General features: G+C 28.8%; 13 protein-coding genes. 2 read left to right on the top strand and 11 right to left on the bottom strand.

Annotation, left to right across the window (positions count from 1 at the left end; genetic code table 11):
• Positions 1-23 precede the first annotated feature (23 nt).
• From CLTEP_RS07300 to CLTEP_RS07275, 6 genes are all read right to left on the bottom strand, one after another.
• Positions 24-1991 carry a methyl-accepting chemotaxis protein gene (locus CLTEP_RS07300; protein WP_066824809.1) on the bottom strand — a complete coding sequence of 656 codons (1968 nt, stop codon included), beginning with the start codon at positions 1989-1991 and terminating at the stop codon, positions 24-26.
• A gap of 165 nt (positions 1992-2156) precedes the next feature.
• Positions 2157-4763: a bifunctional lysylphosphatidylglycerol flippase/synthetase MprF gene (mprF, locus tag CLTEP_RS07295; protein WP_066824807.1), complete on the bottom strand. Its 2607-nt coding sequence runs from the start codon at positions 4761-4763 to the stop codon at positions 2157-2159.
• 391 nt (positions 4764-5154) lie between these two features.
• Complete coding sequence (locus tag CLTEP_RS07290; RefSeq protein WP_066824804.1) at positions 5155-7098, bottom strand: FtsX-like permease family protein; 1944 nt, start codon at positions 7096-7098, stop codon at positions 5155-5157.
• The gene (locus tag CLTEP_RS07285; protein WP_066824801.1) at positions 7088-7855 is read right to left on the bottom strand and encodes an ABC transporter ATP-binding protein; all 768 of its coding nucleotides are present in this window, start codon (positions 7853-7855) and stop codon (positions 7088-7090) included. Before CLTEP_RS07285 ends, CLTEP_RS07290 begins: the two co-directional genes overlap by 11 nt.
• A gap of 178 nt (positions 7856-8033) precedes the next feature.
• On the bottom strand, positions 8034-9044 hold the full coding sequence (locus CLTEP_RS07280) for a sensor histidine kinase (protein ID WP_066824798.1): 1011 nt from the start codon (positions 9042-9044) through the stop codon (positions 8034-8036).
• Positions 9041-9709: a response regulator transcription factor gene (locus tag CLTEP_RS07275; RefSeq protein ID WP_066824795.1), complete on the bottom strand. Its 669-nt coding sequence runs from the start codon at positions 9707-9709 to the stop codon at positions 9041-9043. Before CLTEP_RS07275 ends, CLTEP_RS07280 begins: the two co-directional genes overlap by 4 nt.
• 239 nt (positions 9710-9948) lie before the next feature.
• Here CLTEP_RS07275 and CLTEP_RS07270 point away from each other — a divergent pair, with 239 nt between their 5' ends.
• The gene (locus tag CLTEP_RS07270) at positions 9949-10515 is read left to right on the top strand and encodes a TetR/AcrR family transcriptional regulator (RefSeq protein ID WP_084364744.1); all 567 of its coding nucleotides are present in this window, start codon (positions 9949-9951) and stop codon (positions 10513-10515) included.
• Positions 10516-11297: 782 nt separating this feature from the next.
• Here the strand turns inward: CLTEP_RS07270 and CLTEP_RS07265 are convergent.
• Complete coding sequence (locus tag CLTEP_RS07265; protein ID WP_066824789.1) at positions 11298-12998, bottom strand: oleate hydratase; 1701 nt, start codon at positions 12996-12998, stop codon at positions 11298-11300.
• A gap of 372 nt (positions 12999-13370) precedes the next feature.
• On the opposite strand from CLTEP_RS07265, the gene CLTEP_RS07260 reads away from it, so the two are divergent.
• A complete protein-coding gene (locus CLTEP_RS07260) occupies positions 13371-13994 on the top strand; it encodes a hypothetical protein (protein WP_066824786.1) in 624 nt (207 codons plus the stop codon).
• Between the two features lie 110 nt (positions 13995-14104).
• Here CLTEP_RS07260 and sstT read toward each other — a convergent pair whose 3' ends face one another.
• The 4 genes from sstT to CLTEP_RS07240 form a co-directional block, all read right to left on the bottom strand.
• Positions 14105-15352 carry a serine/threonine transporter SstT gene (gene sstT / locus CLTEP_RS07255; RefSeq protein WP_066824783.1) on the bottom strand — a complete coding sequence of 416 codons (1248 nt, stop codon included), beginning with the start codon at positions 15350-15352 and terminating at the stop codon, positions 14105-14107.
• A 278-nt stretch (positions 15353-15630) separates the two neighbouring features.
• Complete coding sequence (gene cobC, locus CLTEP_RS07250; protein WP_066824780.1) at positions 15631-16272, bottom strand: alpha-ribazole phosphatase; 642 nt, start codon at positions 16270-16272, stop codon at positions 15631-15633.
• Between the two features lie 257 nt (positions 16273-16529).
• Positions 16530-16787, bottom strand: a complete 258-nt coding sequence (locus CLTEP_RS07245; protein ID WP_066824777.1) for a hypothetical protein — start codon at positions 16785-16787, stop codon at positions 16530-16532.
• Positions 16788-17279: 492 nt separating this feature from the next.
• Positions 17280-17909 carry a YgjV family protein gene (locus tag CLTEP_RS07240; protein ID WP_066824774.1) on the bottom strand — a complete coding sequence of 210 codons (630 nt, stop codon included), beginning with the start codon at positions 17907-17909 and terminating at the stop codon, positions 17280-17282.
• Between the last annotated feature and the right edge of the window lie 171 nt (positions 17910-18080).

Genomic DNA, 18080 nt, shown 5'->3' with positions numbered 1-18080 from the left:
AAAATACTATTCAAATATTTATTTTATATTGTAAATTTTTTAATAGATTGCTGAAGCTTTTTAGAAATCTCAGCTAACTCTTGAGCCGAAGCTGTTATTTCCTCTAAAGAAGCTGTTTGTTCTTCTGTAGAAGCAGCAGCCTCTTCCGTTCCTGCAGCATTTTCTTGCGTTATACTAGATATACTTTCTATACTCTCTCCTACAGATAAAGACTTAGCACTTAACTCTTTACTATAATCTGCAACTTCTTTAATATTATTCATAACATCTTCAACAGATGATAATATCTTTTCAAAAGCACCAACCGTTTCTTTTACTGCCTTCTCCTGTTCAGCTATAATATTTTCTGTATTACTCATTTCCTTAACAACATTATCCACTTCTGTTTGTATTTCACTTATTATGTTACTTATATCTTGAGTTGATTTGCTTGACTCTTCTGCTAATTTTCTAACTTCATCAGCTACCACAGCAAACCCCTTACCATGTTCTCCCGCTCTAGCAGCCTCTATAGCTGCATTAAGTGCAAGTAAATTTGTCTGTTCAGCGATATTACCAATCAATTCGACAATTTGACCAATATGTTCAGATTTTTTGGATAACGACACTATATCTCGGGAAAATTTCTTAGTTGAATTCTTATTTTCAATCATCATTTTGTTTTGATATTCTATGGTACTCATACCAAAATCAACAGCTTCCCTTGCGTTAATAGCAAGTTCTTCTGTATTATCTGTGTTTTTAGATATTCTAGATATACCATCTATGAGTTCACTTGCCATATCGCTTATATTTTGAGCTGATTGTGCTTGTACAGTTGCTCCCTTAGCTAGTTCAGATATTGTATCTGTTATCTGCTCCGAAACTTTTGTAGCTTCTTGTGTGGACTCCATCATTTGCTGTGATGTTGTTGCAACAGTTTCTCCCATATCATTTATATTTGATATTAAGCTTTTCATATTTTCTATCATTTTATTAAAATTATTTGCAAGAACTCCAATTTCATCCTTACTCTTAACATCTATGTTAACATTAAGATTTCCTGATGATACCTCTTTTGTGATACTAGCAATATCTATAATTGGTTTTACTGCTTTATTTATTAAAACATATATAACCAATGCAAGTAATACTAATATCAAAATACCCATTATCGTAATAATGTTCTTTAATTTATTGGCCCCCTCTAAAACCTCACTATAATTAGTTGTCATTGCAACAGACCAACCTGTTGATTTAATCGGTGCATATGCTACTATTTTTCTAACGCCATTACATTCATAATCATCTACTCCATATTTTCCAGCAATCATTCTTTTGCCTATATTCTTTAAAGTTTTACTACTAGATTCCAAAATACTTTCCTTTAATATTTTTTCTTTTACTGGATGTGCTATTGCTATACCACTTTTATTTATCATATATGCATACCCATTTTCTCCAAGTTTCTCCCTATTAATTATATCCGTTATTGCAGATAATTTTACAGTTCCACCAATTAAACCTATAACCTTACCGTAAGTATCCTCTACAGGTGCAGCTACTACAATAATTGGTTCCCCTAGGCTTTTGGATATTACCGGCTCAGAAATTACAAGTTTTCCATTCATAACTTCTTTGAAATATTCTCTATCACTTATGTTTCCTATTCCTCCATTAGTACCTTTATAGTTCCCATATTGATCTGATATAATCAAAGACTCATATTCCTTAAAGCTCTGACTATTTTGAGAATGAAATTTTTCAAGTTCATCAGCATTTAAATCCTTAATAATATCAATTGATGACAATAAATCTATTTGATTTTTCCATTCATTAACTTTGTTATCAGTAATCATAGCAAGTTTACTAACCTTACTCTGCACCAATTGCTCCATATTATCAATCATAATACTTTGTGCTCGAAAAAATACAGCTACTGCTAAAATTAAAATTCCGACAAATGCACTTAACAAAACAGGCAAAATAATTTTCTGCTTTAAGCTTTTCATCATATCATCTCCTCACAATTTATACACTGATAACATACATTACTCATCTACAGTAACTTATCGTCAAAATTAACACTTTCTTTACATATTTTTAATATTTTCATTCAAATCTGCTAAACAAAAAACGAGACATAAATAATATTATGCCTCAAAAACAAATACTTTTTAATTATAAGGTTTTGCTATATATCTTATTATACTTATCATCAATCCTGGTAATGAAGCTGCCTTAGGAAATGCCAAATATCTAGGTTCCCAATTTGGCTGATACTTATCCTTAAATCTTCTAAGCCCCTTAAAATTATACCAGTGATTTCCAAAATTATATATAAACTTTGCTGCCTTCTCCTGCTTATGTGCTCTAGATAACATACCTACATTAGACAATGGAGCCATACCCAAACTAAAATACTTATATCCATTTTCTTTTGCCCACAAAATAATATATAAAAAGAGCACCTCCATTATTCCATTGAACGAATTTTTTGAATATCTCATTAAATCAATTGAAAGACTCTTGTTATTATCATACGACGGCATAAGAGATGCAAATGCTATTATCCTACCGAACTCATTTCTAATAACCGCTATTGGTCCTCTATTTAAATATTCCTCATCAAACCATCCAATAGAAAATCTATTTTCACTCCTATCTCCAAGCCACTCATATGATATTATTCTCAACTTATTCATAACTTCATCACTTATAGGGGTATCTAAAATTTCAAATTTGTAATTATTCTTTTCAAACTTATTTTTTGCAGTCCTTAAATTTTGCTTCTTCTTGCCCTTCAAATCAAAGTTTTCGACATCAACAACAGCCTCTTCACCCAATTTGAAAAAATAAAATCCATTCTCATGATATATAGAGAAATTTTCCCAAGACACCCTGTAAAAAGCTACCCTAAGTCCATATAAATCAGCATATTTTTGAAATTCTAAAATAGCATCACTAAATAAGCTTTTATCACCAATAGGATCCCCCAATGCTATCAAAGAATTATGGATTTTATTATACGCTATTAATACTTTTTTATCTGAATACCAAAACAATTTTTTATCTTTAAGAAAAATCAAGTGAGTATTCGTATTTCCATCATTTTCTTTCAAAAATTCGTACACATCATCTATTTCTTCTTGTGTCAATCCTATTTTCATAGTAAATTTAGGCTTAAATAAATTATACACACCTGTCAAAAACCACGCTGCAATAAATGTTGAAATACCATATATTTTGAATTCCCTATTTGTAAAAAGAATTTCCTTTATGCTTCCATTATTCACTAACTGATACTGAATATTTGGTCCCGCAAATACATATATAAGCACTAAAATCAGAGTAACTATACCTGATATTATATATCCTTTTCTAATGAAAGGAATATTCTTTCTATAAAATTGATTTCTAAAAACATATAAAAGAATTATTACAATTCCTGCATTCATTAATTCAAATAAACTAAAAGTATTTACAAATGTTGTAATCATATCTATGCATAAAAGAAACATTGCCAATCTATACGAAGCTTTAACCCTGTGAAACACCTCTTTGGCAATTATTATAAGAATATACCCTACAATCATAAAAACAATATTCGAATATTTAATAATTCCTTTAGAAATATGAGGCATATCATAATATACTCCAATTAACGAATACATTATCAATATAAACCCTCTAAAAAACAACAACACAGAAATAATTAAAATACCTATGTCACCAATCAGTTTAAACTGCTCAGCTAACCTCCAAATTTTCTTAAATCTACAAACCACTCCACAAGTATACTTATCCATCTTATTCATCAATTTTGCACCAAATAACTTTCCTAAAGCCATTACTCCTCCAATTAAGAAAGGAATTATATAGTAAAATAACCTAAATAATATTATAATAGCTAATATTTCATTTGGTGACATTCCTAAATGTTTTAAATGAAACATTATAACAGCATCCATCGACCCTAATCCACCTGGTATAAAACTTAATACTCCAATCGCTGATGCTATAGTAAACATAACAATTACTCCAGCAGCTGATACAGTATTATTGAATTGAATTATTATAAGCCACAACAACAATGCTGCCATTAACCACTCTATTACTGAAATAATCATCATCTTGATTTTAAAGCCCAAATCATCACTATACTGTATACTATCTTTAATCAATTTATTTTTTAACCATGGTATCTTATCAGTCAAAAAATAAACAAACAAATATAGCATAACAACCACAAGCACACCAATATACATCTTATTTTTTTTAACTATATCTTTTGAAGTAAAAATAATGATTAAACTAAAAGCAGATAAAATCGCTAATCCAGAAGGTGTTGACATAAATTGTATGTATAAAGGATACTTCATATCACTTCTATTTTTAACTTTATCTTTATAAAGCAAAGCCCTTAATCCAGTACCAGTAACTCCACCCAAATTACACACATTATTAAATGTATTAGCTATCCATGAAATTACCACATATTCTTTAGCTTTAATATCGCATTTCATATGCTTTACAATGAAATAATCATAAAATACCATTGTGAACACAGCAATTATTCCAAATGAAGCTAATAAAACAAGCTTATTTATTTTCATAGATGTCAAAATTCCCCAAGATGTCTTTATGTTTATGCCATTAAATTCCTTCTTTACAAAATAAAATACTAAAAACAAAACAGCAATGGAAAAACAAACTTTTAAAATATCTTTTTTATTTTTTTTCACTTTTTCCTTTACCATAAGAATAAAATCATTTTTTTCCACTTTCTCCCTCCTTAAGATATATATTTCATTTATAGTTCATTAATATATTATCCAACAAACTCGTTTTGCTAAAGCAAAAGCTTCAGTCTACCACTTACAAAAGTGGGAGTCTTGTAAAATTGATCAAAACACTTCAATCTTCTACTTACAAAAGTGGTAGTCTTATAGATTCGATAAAAAGCAAAACTCTCAATTATCGTCTAATACAAGAAAACAGTAAAATTCAGTATTATAAATTGAATTATCAAGTCATTTGTAAGTTATAGTAATGATTTTTGCTCATTTAAAGTCCTTAAAATATTATAGTATAATATTAGGCGATAATCAAATTTTTATGGTTATTCTTAGCTTTATTTAAATTAAATGTAATCACTTATGCCTATAAATTATACTAACCATTTATATTTCTCTTAAATCCAAAATACGTCACAAGAAAATAGCTTATATAAATTAATACTATAATCGTACTAGAAATACTTACATTTAAAATAAAAACATTAGTACCTATAAATACTCTTACTATGTCATTAAACATATCGACAAAATTACATAAAAATATAGATAATACTAAAATGGAAACTAGTATAGGTACTGCAAAATAAATCCCTATTTGCTTCAATATTATTTTATTTATTTCATCACTATCTACACCCAAATTTTTGATAATTTTAAATCTGTCTTTATTATCAAATGAATCTGATAACTGTTGAAGTGATAATATAGTTAAACTAATTATCATCAAAACCACTCCACCATAAATACCTTGAGTCTTCGTAAATAATGAAATATTTGTAATAGAATTAATCTCATAATTTTTAACTCTAACATGTATTCTTCTCTTAAGGCTACTATTTTTACTTCCCCATTGTTTTACAAATGCAATAAACTTCGAAGAAAATTCATAATCCATGTCATTGATAGTATTTGCGTAAAACTGTCTTTGTACTATACTTAATCCATTACAAATTTCATCTGGAAGAATTATTATATATTCTGCACGATAATACAACCCTTCTCCAAGTGATTTATTATAATATTTGTTTGTATTTGTAGTAAATACTCTATTATTAACTTCAATAGTAGAATTCTCATTTATATACTTCTTAATAAACTCATCCGTAGGATATCCTGTCCACTGCGTAGCAAACTCATTACTTCTGAGTTTAATACTCTCATAACCTGCCATATTTCTCAATTTATTATAGTCACTTAAACTGACTGCAAAAACTGGAACTTTCATTTTAGATTTTCCATATGAATCTTCTCTATCTATATCATATAATTCAACTTCGCAATAATTCTTTATACCAACTTTACTTTTTTTTAAATATGTATATACCTCTGTATAATCCAATTTACTATAACCATTAGGAGCTGTTATGCGAACATCGGCTACTATTCTGTAATCAAGATATCCTCTAGCCCACTCTGATAATATAGGCGTCATGGAAAATAATACCATTGATGCAAATAAAATCAGTGTAACATTTGCCATAAGAAAAGAGTTTGTATTTATTTTGGAAAGCAAATTACCTAATAAAAATAAATTTGTGTTATTGTATTTAAATCTAGTACATTTGCTTTTTATTATAATAAAAATATATGAAGCCGAATAAAAAACACCATAAGTAGCTATAATTAAGCCTACAATACATAATGAAATGTGTTTTTTCATATTTATCGAAATCAAAATATACATACTAACCGATACTATGAATACTATTACATAAAACATATTCCCCCTTGAAAACTGTATTTCAACTTTTTTATCATCATTGAACATATCAATAAGTTTAATATTTGATAATGTCCTTATATTAAATAAACCTATTATTACAAACATAACAAGAAAAAATATAATTGTTATAACTACAGTATCAATGTATAAATTTAATTTAAAACTCACATTACTTCCTATAGTTGTACATATAAGTACTGTAAGTACTTGAGAAAACAAACATCCTATTAAAATCCCAATAACAATAGCTACCAATCCGATAATTAAAGTTTCAACAAAAAACATTAAAGCTACATTTGTTTGTTCCATTCCTAATAACACATAATTTGCAAACTCTCTTTTGCGTCTCTTAATCATGTATTTATTTACATAATTAACCAAAAATATCATTGCTGCTGTTATTGCATATGTTGAATACTTTATGTAAAAAAGCATATTTGTTAGTTTATATTTGCTTCCCACTATTAATCTATATTTTGAACTCGATAGTGACATAAAAGCATAAAACAAACTCACGCATAATGTTAATGTCACTATATATACAATATAATCCTTTATAGCTCGTCTAGCATTTCCCAAAAATACTTTAGTATACATCTCTAATATCACCTCCAAGCAAAGCAACCACATCAAGAATTTGCTTGAAAAACTGTTTTCGTGTGCTTTCGCCCTTAACCAGTTCAGTAAAAATCTTGCCATCTTTTATGAATAAAATCCTACTACAATAACTTGCCGTAAATGAATCATGTGTTACCATCATTATCGTTGCACCTAATTTATTATTCATATCTGAAATAGTTTCAATAAGCATTTGTGCAGATTTTGAATCTAATGCTCCTGTCGGTTCATCTGCAAGAATAAGTTTAGGCTCTGTAACAATTGCCCTTGCACACGCTGCCCTTTGTTTTTGACCTCCCGACACCTGGTATGGATACTTATTTAAAATATTTCTAATATCAAGTTGCTCAGATACTTTTATTACTAAATTATCGATATCACTAGATTTACACTTTTTGATAGTAAGTGCTAAAGCTATATTCTCATGGATTGTTAATGTATCTATAAGATTTAAATCCTGAAATATAAATCCCAAATTTTCACGTCTGAATTTTGCTATATTCTTAGAAGAAATCTCCGTCAAATCCCTATTTTCAATATATATATGTCCTGCACTTACATTATCAATAGTTCCTATTACATTAAGCAATGTTGTTTTCCCCGAACCTGATGGTCCCATCACCCCTACAAATTCACCCTTACTTATATCAAAACTTATATCATCCAAAGCTTTGAATATATTTCCTTTATTACCATAGTATTTTTCAATATTTCTAATACTTAATATTGTTTCCACAATTATCACCTCACTTTCAATTATACAATACTGGTATAACAATTAAATCGATGTAACATTACAATAATGTTACACTTTTGTAACATATAATAAAAAAAGAGCCCTATTGGCTCGTGATTCTAGCAAACTCATTTTGGTTAAATGGAAATTTCAATATTCACTTGTAAAAGTAATATATTTACAATTCAGTAAAACTTCCTTTCGGGAAAATTATTGAAATTTTTGTATATTTATCTTTAACAGATATGATTTTAATTACAAGTCCCAACTTATCACATAATCTCTTGCAAAGATATAAACCCATACCAGTTGAACTTTTGTTGTTTCTTCCATTAATTCCTGTGTACCCCTTATTAAAAACCCTTGATAATTCACTTTCTGGAATTCCAATTCCATTATCTTCTATTACAAGACTCACACTATTTCTTATTTGCTCTGCATATATTTTAATTTTTGGAAACGTATCATTTCTATATTTTATTGAATTAATAAGCAACTGATTAATAATAAATTCTATCCATTTGTTATCTGAATATACACTTTTATCGAGTTCATATAGCTCAATTTCAATATTATTTTGTATAAACATATGCTTATTTCTAAGAACAACAGCATCAACGCAACTCTGCAGCGATATTTCTTTTATAAGATAATCTTTTTCTACATTCTCACTACGAGCATAAAACAATACTTGCTCAACAAAATTATTTATATTTTCTAGCTCTAATAAAATTACTCTGGAAATATCAGATTTATTATTGTCACATATAAGCTTTATTGAAGATATAGGTGTTTTTATTTCATGTACCCACTGTTCAATACACTCCTTATAATCCTTACGCCCGTTTTTGATATTAGTTATTTCCTCAATCATAGCTTTATTAGCCATCTTAAGCAATACATAATACGTTAATGCATCCGCATATCTTGGCTCTTTTATCACCTCAGAAATAAGATACTTTTTGTCTAATCTCTTAGCAGTATCAATAATCTCATCATAATACTTTTTTTTCATTATATACTGAACAATATAAAATACCATTAAAATCAAATACCATGTTACAAGAATTATGAATAATACATATATATTGTTACCCATACTAAGTAAAAAAATCGTCAACATAACAGAACATAACATATTTAAAATTATCTCTGGAATTTTGTCCCTTAAAAAACACGAAAAACTCATACGCTGTACCCTTGACCTCTTTTTGTTTTTATGAAATCATTAACACCTAACATTTTAAGTTTATCTCTAATTCTTGCAATATTTACAGTTAGTGTATTATCATTGACAAATAACTTACTATCCCATAAATATTCAATAATATCCACTCTTGAAACAATTCTACTCTTATTAGTGAGAAGATAATAAAATATTTTAAACTCATTTTTAGTCAACTCAACCTCTTTAGAATTATACTCTATCTTATTCGTTAATATATTCAGTTTAACTCCTCTGTGTTCAATAATATCACATGATTTTAAATTGGGATATGCTCTTCTAAGAATAGCAGATATTCTCGCAATAAGTATTGAAGTATTATACGGTTTTGTTATAAAATCATCTCCACCCAATGTTATACTCATAAGTTCATCAATATCAGTATTTCTGCTAGTAACGAATATTATAGGTACATTTGAAAAACTTCTAATTTTAGTGCATACATTGAATCCATCATAATTAGGCAAATTTATGTCTAGCAATATCAGATGTGGATTTGTTTCTTTAACTGTCAATGGTATATTATCAAATTGTACAGGTGCTATAACATTGTACCCTTTTCTTTTGAGTAATAAACTAAGTTCATTTCTTATATTCTCACAATCTTCCACTATCATTATATTAAACAATTATTCGCCCCCTAATTTTAGTATTTAAAATCGTTTTTAAAACTAAATATTATATCATTTATTTTTAGATATTTTCATGTTACGAATTGAAGTTTGAATGTAAATCTTATCTTGTATTTATATTCCTAAAGTATTATAGTATAATATTAGTCGATAATCAAATTTTTGTAGTTATTCTTAGCTTTATTTAAATTAAATGTACTCAATTACATTTATAAATTTTAAGAAGGGAGATGTATATGTCACAATTAACAGAAAAAGCTTTAGCAAAATCGCTAAAAAACCTCATGAAAACTACTCCTCTATCAAAAATCACAGTAAATGATATAGTAAATGGTTGTGGAGTTAATAGAAGAACTCTATACTATCATTTTCATGATATGTATGAGTTATTAGAATGGATTTTTAAAACTGAAGTTCACGATGCAATAGGAGAAAATAGAACTTATAAAACTTGGAAAAAAGGATTTAAGCAGCTGTTAGAATATTTAAAAGAAAATGAAAAAATGGTTTTAAATACTTATCACTCAATTGGACGAGAGTACCTTGAATTTCATCTATATAATGAAGTTTTTAATCTCGTTTATGATGTTATTAATGAACTGTCTGAAGGTAAAAACATATCCGAAAAAGGTAAAAAATTTATAACAGACTTTTATAAATTCGCTTTCGTTGGCTTATTGTTAGAATGGATTAAAAGCAACATGAAAGATTCTCCTGAAGAAATAGTCGAAAATTTGGATAAAATAATAAGCGGCGATATGCAAAAAGACCTTCGCAATTTTGAAACAAAAATAACTAATTAGAGAACAGTGAATAAGGAATATAGTAGTGGTTGAAATTGCTCCGCAATTTCTTAAATAAAGAGTGCCAGTCAGTTAGATTGCTAGTGGGCTAGTTTCCGGTTAATGTTGAAATTGTTATACAATTTCTTAAATTCAATACAAAAACATCTGTTGATTATAATTACACAGTAATCAAATTACAAATCTTCACTAGCAGTCTAGCCCTCTAGCAGACTAGCACACTTGATTAATCCTAGCACCTAATTTCCAGTACCTCAAACAGATACTGGCATACAAATGTCAAATCTGTACTGGAGACTAAGATAAAGTCGCTAATCACCACTCACCAGTCGCCAAAGCAGATTGTTACTTTGATTTATATTAATATTTAAACTTTGTTTTTAAATAGATAATAGTTTTCAAGTTGTAAATCTATACTGAAGACTGGGGACTAGAGATTGGAAACTAGAGACTAAAACAAAGTCACCAATCACCAGTTAGCAAAACAAATTGTGACTTAGCTAGAGATTAAAACCTAGCACCTAATTCCTGGTACCTAATAAGATGCTGGTTTTCAAGTCACAAATCTGTACTGGAAATTGGAGATTGGAAACTAAACCAAAGTCGCTAATCACTAATCTCCAATCGCCAAAGCATATTGTAACTTAGTTAGAGGATTACTAGCCGCCTAGCTCTCTAGCCCCCTAGTAAACTAGCAAACTTACTTTTCCCTGTTACCTTGTTTTTAAATTCCTAGTACCTTTCTCCTAGTACCTAATTTTCCAGTAAACTCTGCACTATATTTAAAGTATTCCCTCATAGTGAGTATCTTTTAATAATTTCTTTATAATAAATTCTCCTGGAATTTGCTCATTACCATGCATTGTTTTTATTGCATTAGCTATTACCCTTATATCAAACTGTGATGGATAAATCTCTGGTACTTTCTTTTCAAGATTAAGAAGTTTATATACCGCCATAATTGCAGATCTAACAGAATATTCAACTGTAAATACACAATCATCCTTAACTTCTGCAAATTGACCTAAAAATGCAAGATTTACACAACCTTCTGGAACTACTTCTGGTCTATCCCCTTTAACACGAGGCATAAACTGACTAGTAATATATGGCATCATGCAAGGTATAACTTTAACTGTCTTAAGAATATCTTCCATTTCATCTTCATCGACACCTAAATGATATAAAAGTTCCTTCATAAGCTCTTCACCAGTACATTCACTCATTTTCTTTTTAATATAATCTCCCTCATTGTCCACAAAAAGACCATATGCCCAAAGAACTAGAACATTTTTAGGTTGATTTATAAAATGTGGCTGTCTACTGCATGTAACGCTCATACCCCAACTTGAATCTTTTATAGTTATAATTCCACCTGTAATTGCTCTACCAGAATAAGGATCTCTTCCTGTAAAATCTTTCAATATATCTGCCATTTTTGAATCTGTGCACGTAATCGTAAATGACTCCCACTTAGTCTTGTCTATATCCGAACAAAATACTTCTGGTCTTCCAAAGGATTTATCTTTCTTAGCGATGTTCTTCCATAATCTCCAGCATCCGCCTTCAGTTGTATTAAGCACAGGTGCTTTGTCCATACTTCCCAATGTTGAATTTTCAGTCATTGAACCATTTGTAACAAATACCAAATCATTTTCAGTAGTTTTTATAATATCTTCCTTACCATCTCTTAAAATATGAATAGCAGTAACTGTCTTTTTATTTTCAGTTATATCTATATCCAAATCAATTACTTGTGTATTGTATTCGAATACAACATTTTTATCCTTTAACCAATTTTTTATAGGCAATATCATTGAATCATATTGATTGTATCTTGAATATAAAATATTCTCTAATTTACTCATTCCTGGCATCAAATGCATAAAACGCTGCATGTAACGCTTCATTTCAACAACACTATGCCAAGGCTCAAATGCAAACATTGAACGCCAATATAGCCACATATCAGTCTCTAAAAATGTTGGATCGAAAAACTGCTCAACAGTAATATCCTTAAGTTCATCTTCTGTCGCAATAGAAAGCTTTGCAAGCTGTTTTATATGACTTTTATTTAATCCAAGAGTAGTAGAATTTAATTTTTTACCTCTTTTTTCAATAACACGGCAAGCTGCAACACTTGGATCCCAATTATTCACTTCAACAACTTCATCAAGTATAGTTCTATTTGGATCCTCTATTGATGGTATGCTGGCAAACAAATCCCAAGTACACTCATAATGCTCTTCCATTTCTCTACCACCACGTATAATGTATCCATCTTCTGCATTTCCAGCACCATCCATGGAACCACCTACTATATTGCTTTCTTCAAGTATAGTAATCTGTTCACCTTTCATGTGACCATCTCTAATTAAATAAACTGCGGCTGCTAATGAAGCAATTCCTCCTCCAACTAAATAAGCTCTTTTATTTTCAATATCTTTTGGTTTTTTCGTATTAATTCTTTGATAATTTCCCATAATATATCTCCCCTTCATTTCATTTAGTTTTAGTATAATTTAATAATAAACAAACTTTGCTGTATAGAAAATAATCAAAAATATGAGAGTGTGTAAATTTGCAATAAATACGCTGTTTTGTGCAATAATGCTATCAAAATTCTAAGTATTAAATTTCTAATTTTAATAATATATACATAATCATATAATTTGTGTTATAATTAATTACAGGTATATTTAGTGAACTCGTTTTGCTAAAGCAAAACATCGGTACTTCAGGTGGAGACTCTACTCCACCTGAAACGAAATCTTCAATCTCCCACTTATAGAAGTGGGAATCTTGTAAAATCGATAAATTTTATGTTAATTCTATTTTTGGGGAGGACTAGTCATATGCAGTGGCTAAAACTTTCATTAGTTATTTTAATAATTTTAATAATCATAATAAAAGATAAGGCAAAAAAAATACTGCTTTCAGCATTAGCTATAGCAATTTTAGTAGCTATACTTTGCCTATATAATACATTAAGTCAACAAAAAACTTTTTACAATTGCTTAAGTATATACTGCAATATAATGGAAGATGTTAAACAAGATCTTTTTACAACTGAAGGTGAATATAAAGAAATAGATAAAACTGGGCACTACTTATTTCGCACAAGTGATAAAATACGACCAGCAACCGAAATTATGAATCGTATGTCAATGCTTAATTTCAAATTAAATATATCGGACTATTCATTTTTATCGTATTATTTTATGAGATTAAGCGATTGTTGTTATGATACCGACGGTAAACTATCACCTGAGGAAATTAAAATATTAAAAGAAATACTTCACAGAAGTGGCCTTATAAATACCTACATTATATCTTCTGAAAATTACAGAAAGGATTTTGATTCTGTAAAACCAGTATATAGGATTCGTGATGAATTAAATAAGATAAAAGAACTCTCTAAAAAAGCTATATATATAATTAGGGAAGAAAGTGAAAAAGAAAGTGATTCAACTTACTAAACATTCTCACTAACAACAAAGTATCCATTAATATATAAAAGTTCTAAAAAAGGACTCATCTAAGATGTAAATTTTCTAAGCTTAGATGAGCCCTTAAAAGTTACTCCATTTTATAATGATTTTTTAGGAATAACAATTGGCTTTCCTTCTTTTCTCCATTCTGAAAACTCAGCTGTAGCAGTTAAAAGTGCATCAGTTGATGAATTCAATGCAGTTTCGCAAGAATCTTGTATAACACCAACAACAAATCCTACACCAACAATCTGCATTGCTACATCATTTGGAATACCAAACAAACTGCATGCAAGCGGAATAAGCAATAATGATCCACCAGCTACACCAGAGGCACCACAAGCACTTACAGCTGAAAGTAAACTAAGTATTAGAGCTGTTCCAATATCCACATGAATACCAAGTGTATGAACTCCGGCAAGCGTTAACACAGAAATAGTAATAGCTGCACCTGCCATATTTATTGTGGCACCAAGAGGAATTGATACAGAATAAGAATCTTCATCCAAGCCTAATTCCTCACAAAGGCTCATATTTACTGGAATATTTGCTGCTGAACTACGTGTGAAAAATGCTGTTATTCCACTTTCTTTTAGACACTTAAGTACAAGCGGATATGGATTCTGACGAATATTAATAAATACAATAATAGGATTAACAACAAGAGCCATAAATAACATACATCCAACTAATACAAGCAACAATTTACCATAGCTTAGCAAAGCTCCAAAACCACTTGTAGCAATCGAAGCAAAAACAAGTCCCATAATACCAAATGGTGCTAAATTGATAACCCATCTTACAACTTTAGATAGAGCCTCTGAAACTTCACTAATCATTGTCTTAGTAGACTCTGGTGCACCTTTTAGAGCAATTCCCATAAGTACAGCCCAAGTCAGAACACCTATGTAATTTGCATTGTAAAGTGCCTTTACAGGGTTATCAACAATATTCATTAACAGTGATTTCAATACTTCTGTAACTCCACCAGGCGGTGTAATTGCAACATTCTTAATACTTTCTCCTAATTTTAATGTTACTGGAAATGTTGAACTTACAACAACCGCAACAAGACCAGCCAAAAATGTTTCTATTAGATACAAAAAAATGATTGACTTCATAGTAGTTTTTTGCCCACTCTTGTGTTGTGATATAGCAGCCATTACCAAAAAAAACACGAGAATAGGTGCAACAGCTTTTAACGCCCCAACAAATAAAGACCCAAAAATAACAACTACCTTAGCTTGATTAGGAATAGTCTTAGCTAAAATAATACCAATAATAAGACCTATAATAATTCTTTTCACTAGACTAATTTGATTCCACTTTTTAATTATACTACCCATTTTCTCTCCTCCTTGTACATAAATAATTGATCAAGTAGTTTTTCAAATTTACAATCATTTGTTCTGCAACTTCACAACATCAATACTTTATATTTTCCCCAACTTTAAAAATATAAACATAACCTCAAATAACCCCGAAACACAGCCTCTTAAAAATTTCGACAATTTTCACGAAGTTATGAATATTATATCATTTTTTATTTCATACGTCAAAATTTTCAGTTTTTTCGATTTATTCTTACAAAAAAAAAAAAAAAAGGAGTCTAAACTCCTACTTATTACACTGCTTCATATCTATCAAATTTATCAACCTCAAAATGAGAAACATCATTTATTGACAATACCGTAAAAATTCCTTTCTCTATATTGTACTCAACTACACTCAAACTACCATTATGTATTTCAAAATTTCTTCTGTTTTTTAAATCTAAATTTAAAATTGAACATAATATTGTTTTTATAACTGCCCCATGTGAAACAATTAGTACCTCTTCAGCATCTAATTCATTTTTTACTATATCATTCATTACTGAAAAAGCCCTTTTCTTTAAATCATTATATGATTCTCCCCCGGGTGAAGGACATGCATCTATATCTTCAAACCATTTTTCTAAGTATTCTGCATATTCAATTTGGATATCCACCCATCTTTTTCCTTCCCATTCTCCAAGATTCATCTCTTGAATATCTTCCTTTATTATAATATCTGTATTGATGTATTTATTAATCACTTCAGCTGTCTTAAGTGCCCTTTGTAAATTACTGCTATATATTTTTTTTATATTACTATTCGCTAACCTTGCACCTACTTTCTCTGCTTGTTCTATACCCGTTTTGTTAAGTTCAATATCTTTACTTCCTTGCAAACGAAATTCATTATTCCAATCTGTTTGTCCATGTCTAACTAAATAAATTTTCACTTTAATCACCCCAAATAATCATAGATAGTGTAAAGTATTTACACTGTTTAATCATACACTAAAATAGATTAATTTTCTATGATTTTCAATCATTAGAATATAAACGCACAAAAATACTAAAAATTTTACCGTTATATACTAAAAATTCTCTGGAATCAAATAACTTATCATTCACAAGCAAAGCTTGTACATTATATAATGGCATAATATAAAATACCATTAGAATACTTTAAAATAAGCCTACTTTTTTTATTAATTTATCCATTCTTTTTCCTCCCTATACTTGTTTCAAAAATTATTAATAAAACTACAGCCAAAAGTGCTAGATAATATACCATTCTAAAATGATAATCAAGTCTTTTTATTAAAGCTGTTAATGTAACTATATCAGTTCTATTGTTCATCAGCGTCTCTGTTACATGTTGTATATAATTATCTCGTATCAATGACATTGAACATAATATAGTAACATCCATTATAATTCTTATAAAAATTTTTTTCTTGGAGTTTTTCATGTAAAACTACCTCTCAAATTAATTAAAATTTTCAATACAACAAAACTAATTAGAATAAAATCCACTAGTATGAATCAATATTTGTAAAAGACGACCATCATTCTTTAGTGATCTAAGTACTTAAATCTTTTAATAAGCTTATCTAGTATTTATTATATCACACAAGTTTAAAAAAAATTGTCTAATAAAGTCTATTCAAAAAAAAAAAAAAATTACATTAATTTACATAATATTATTGCTTTTTCTTAAATATAATATCATTTAGTAATATATACCAATATTTTAAAGATTAATTTGAAAATATAATAACAATAGAAAACTTAAAGAAAACTCCTAAAGGTTTATCCAAATCTTCAGGAGTTTTAATATTTGTTGCACATGTAAATATTCATTTCTAATCTAGTGAACTGCTTATCCACTTGCTCACATTGAAATTACTGCTTCTTAGTTAAAAAATCAGTCTATTTTACACATATAACTATTGCATATTTTTTATATGGATTTTTTATAACATTTACGCCTATTTTCAATACTTTCAATAAATCCCATTTTCTTTAAGTACATAATATGTTCTTTTTTTGTTGAAAAACTTATAAAATTAGAATATCCTTTATCTTTAAATAGCTTTTTATTGTCTTCAAATACAAATTTGCCAATTTTAAAATCTCTATATTCTGGAATAACAAAATCGAGTTCTATGTTCAAAGTGTTAGCATCATAATGTGATGCTAAAAATATTCCTGCTGGCACCATGTTTCGTAAAATAAAAAAACAAACATCAGATGCATTGATTTTAAATTCAATTTTGTCCGAATACTTTTCAATTTCATCCTTATAAAAATCTAGGTAATGATTTAAATACTTTGACTTCTCAACTACCGGTAGTATTTCAAAGTATTCTTTTGAATTATACATTTTAACAAGATAGTATACATTTATTAATGCTATGCCAAAATTCATAAATCCAACAGGCAAAGCCCCAATTAAAAAACCATACAATGAAAACAAACTTGAGCCAACTAAATTAATCCATCTTAATTTTATAATAGAACTCATCAATAGAGAAATTAACACAACAACCGAAGCTAAATACCCTAACCATTCTAACCAATTAATATGCATATTATATCTCCTTCCCATTGACTTTATTATACATCATACTCTTCTAAAACGTAAAAATATTTTGGCTAATCGCTTATTTAAATTAATTATTTTCCCAAATGTCTCTCCACTATATAATTTTTCAAAACTAACTTTGCTCATCACTATTATACCACAACCATATTTTTTAAA

The organism is Clostridium tepidiprofundi DSM 19306 (genome assembly GCF_001594005.1).
GTDB classification, from domain to species: domain Bacteria; phylum Bacillota; class Clostridia; order Clostridiales; family Clostridiaceae; genus Clostridium_AC; species Clostridium_AC tepidiprofundi.
Note: the sequence above shows the minus strand (reverse complement) of the source record. Positions and strands in the feature narration are given on the sequence as shown.

Bases quoted from the DNA above. Each gene is read 5' to 3' on its own strand.
- CLTEP_RS07300 (WP_066824809.1), bottom strand. From the start codon at position 1,991: ATGAAAAGCTTAAAGCAGAAAATTATTTTGCCTGTTTTGTTAAGTGCA.
- CLTEP_RS07290 (WP_066824804.1), bottom strand. From the start codon at position 7,098: ATGTATACTAAAGTATTTTTGGGAAATGCTAGACGAGCTATAAAGGAT.
- CLTEP_RS07280 (WP_066824798.1), bottom strand. From the start codon at position 9,044: ATGAGTTTTTCGTGTTTTTTAAGGGACAAAATTCCAGAGATAATTTTA.
- CLTEP_RS07270 (WP_084364744.1), top strand. From the start codon at position 9,949: ATGTCACAATTAACAGAAAAAGCTTTAGCAAAATCGCTAAAAAACCTC.
- CLTEP_RS07265 (WP_066824789.1), bottom strand. From the start codon at position 12,998: ATGGGAAATTATCAAAGAATTAATACGAAAAAACCAAAAGATATTGAA.
- CLTEP_RS07260 (WP_066824786.1), top strand. From the start codon at position 13,371: ATGCAGTGGCTAAAACTTTCATTAGTTATTTTAATAATTTTAATAATC.
- sstT (WP_066824783.1), bottom strand. From the start codon at position 15,352: ATGGGTAGTATAATTAAAAAGTGGAATCAAATTAGTCTAGTGAAAAGA.
- CLTEP_RS07245 (WP_066824777.1), bottom strand. From the start codon at position 16,787: ATGAAAAACTCCAAGAAAAAAATTTTTATAAGAATTATAATGGATGTT.
- CLTEP_RS07240 (WP_066824774.1), bottom strand. From the start codon at position 17,909: ATGCATATTAATTGGTTAGAATGGTTAGGGTATTTAGCTTCGGTTGTT.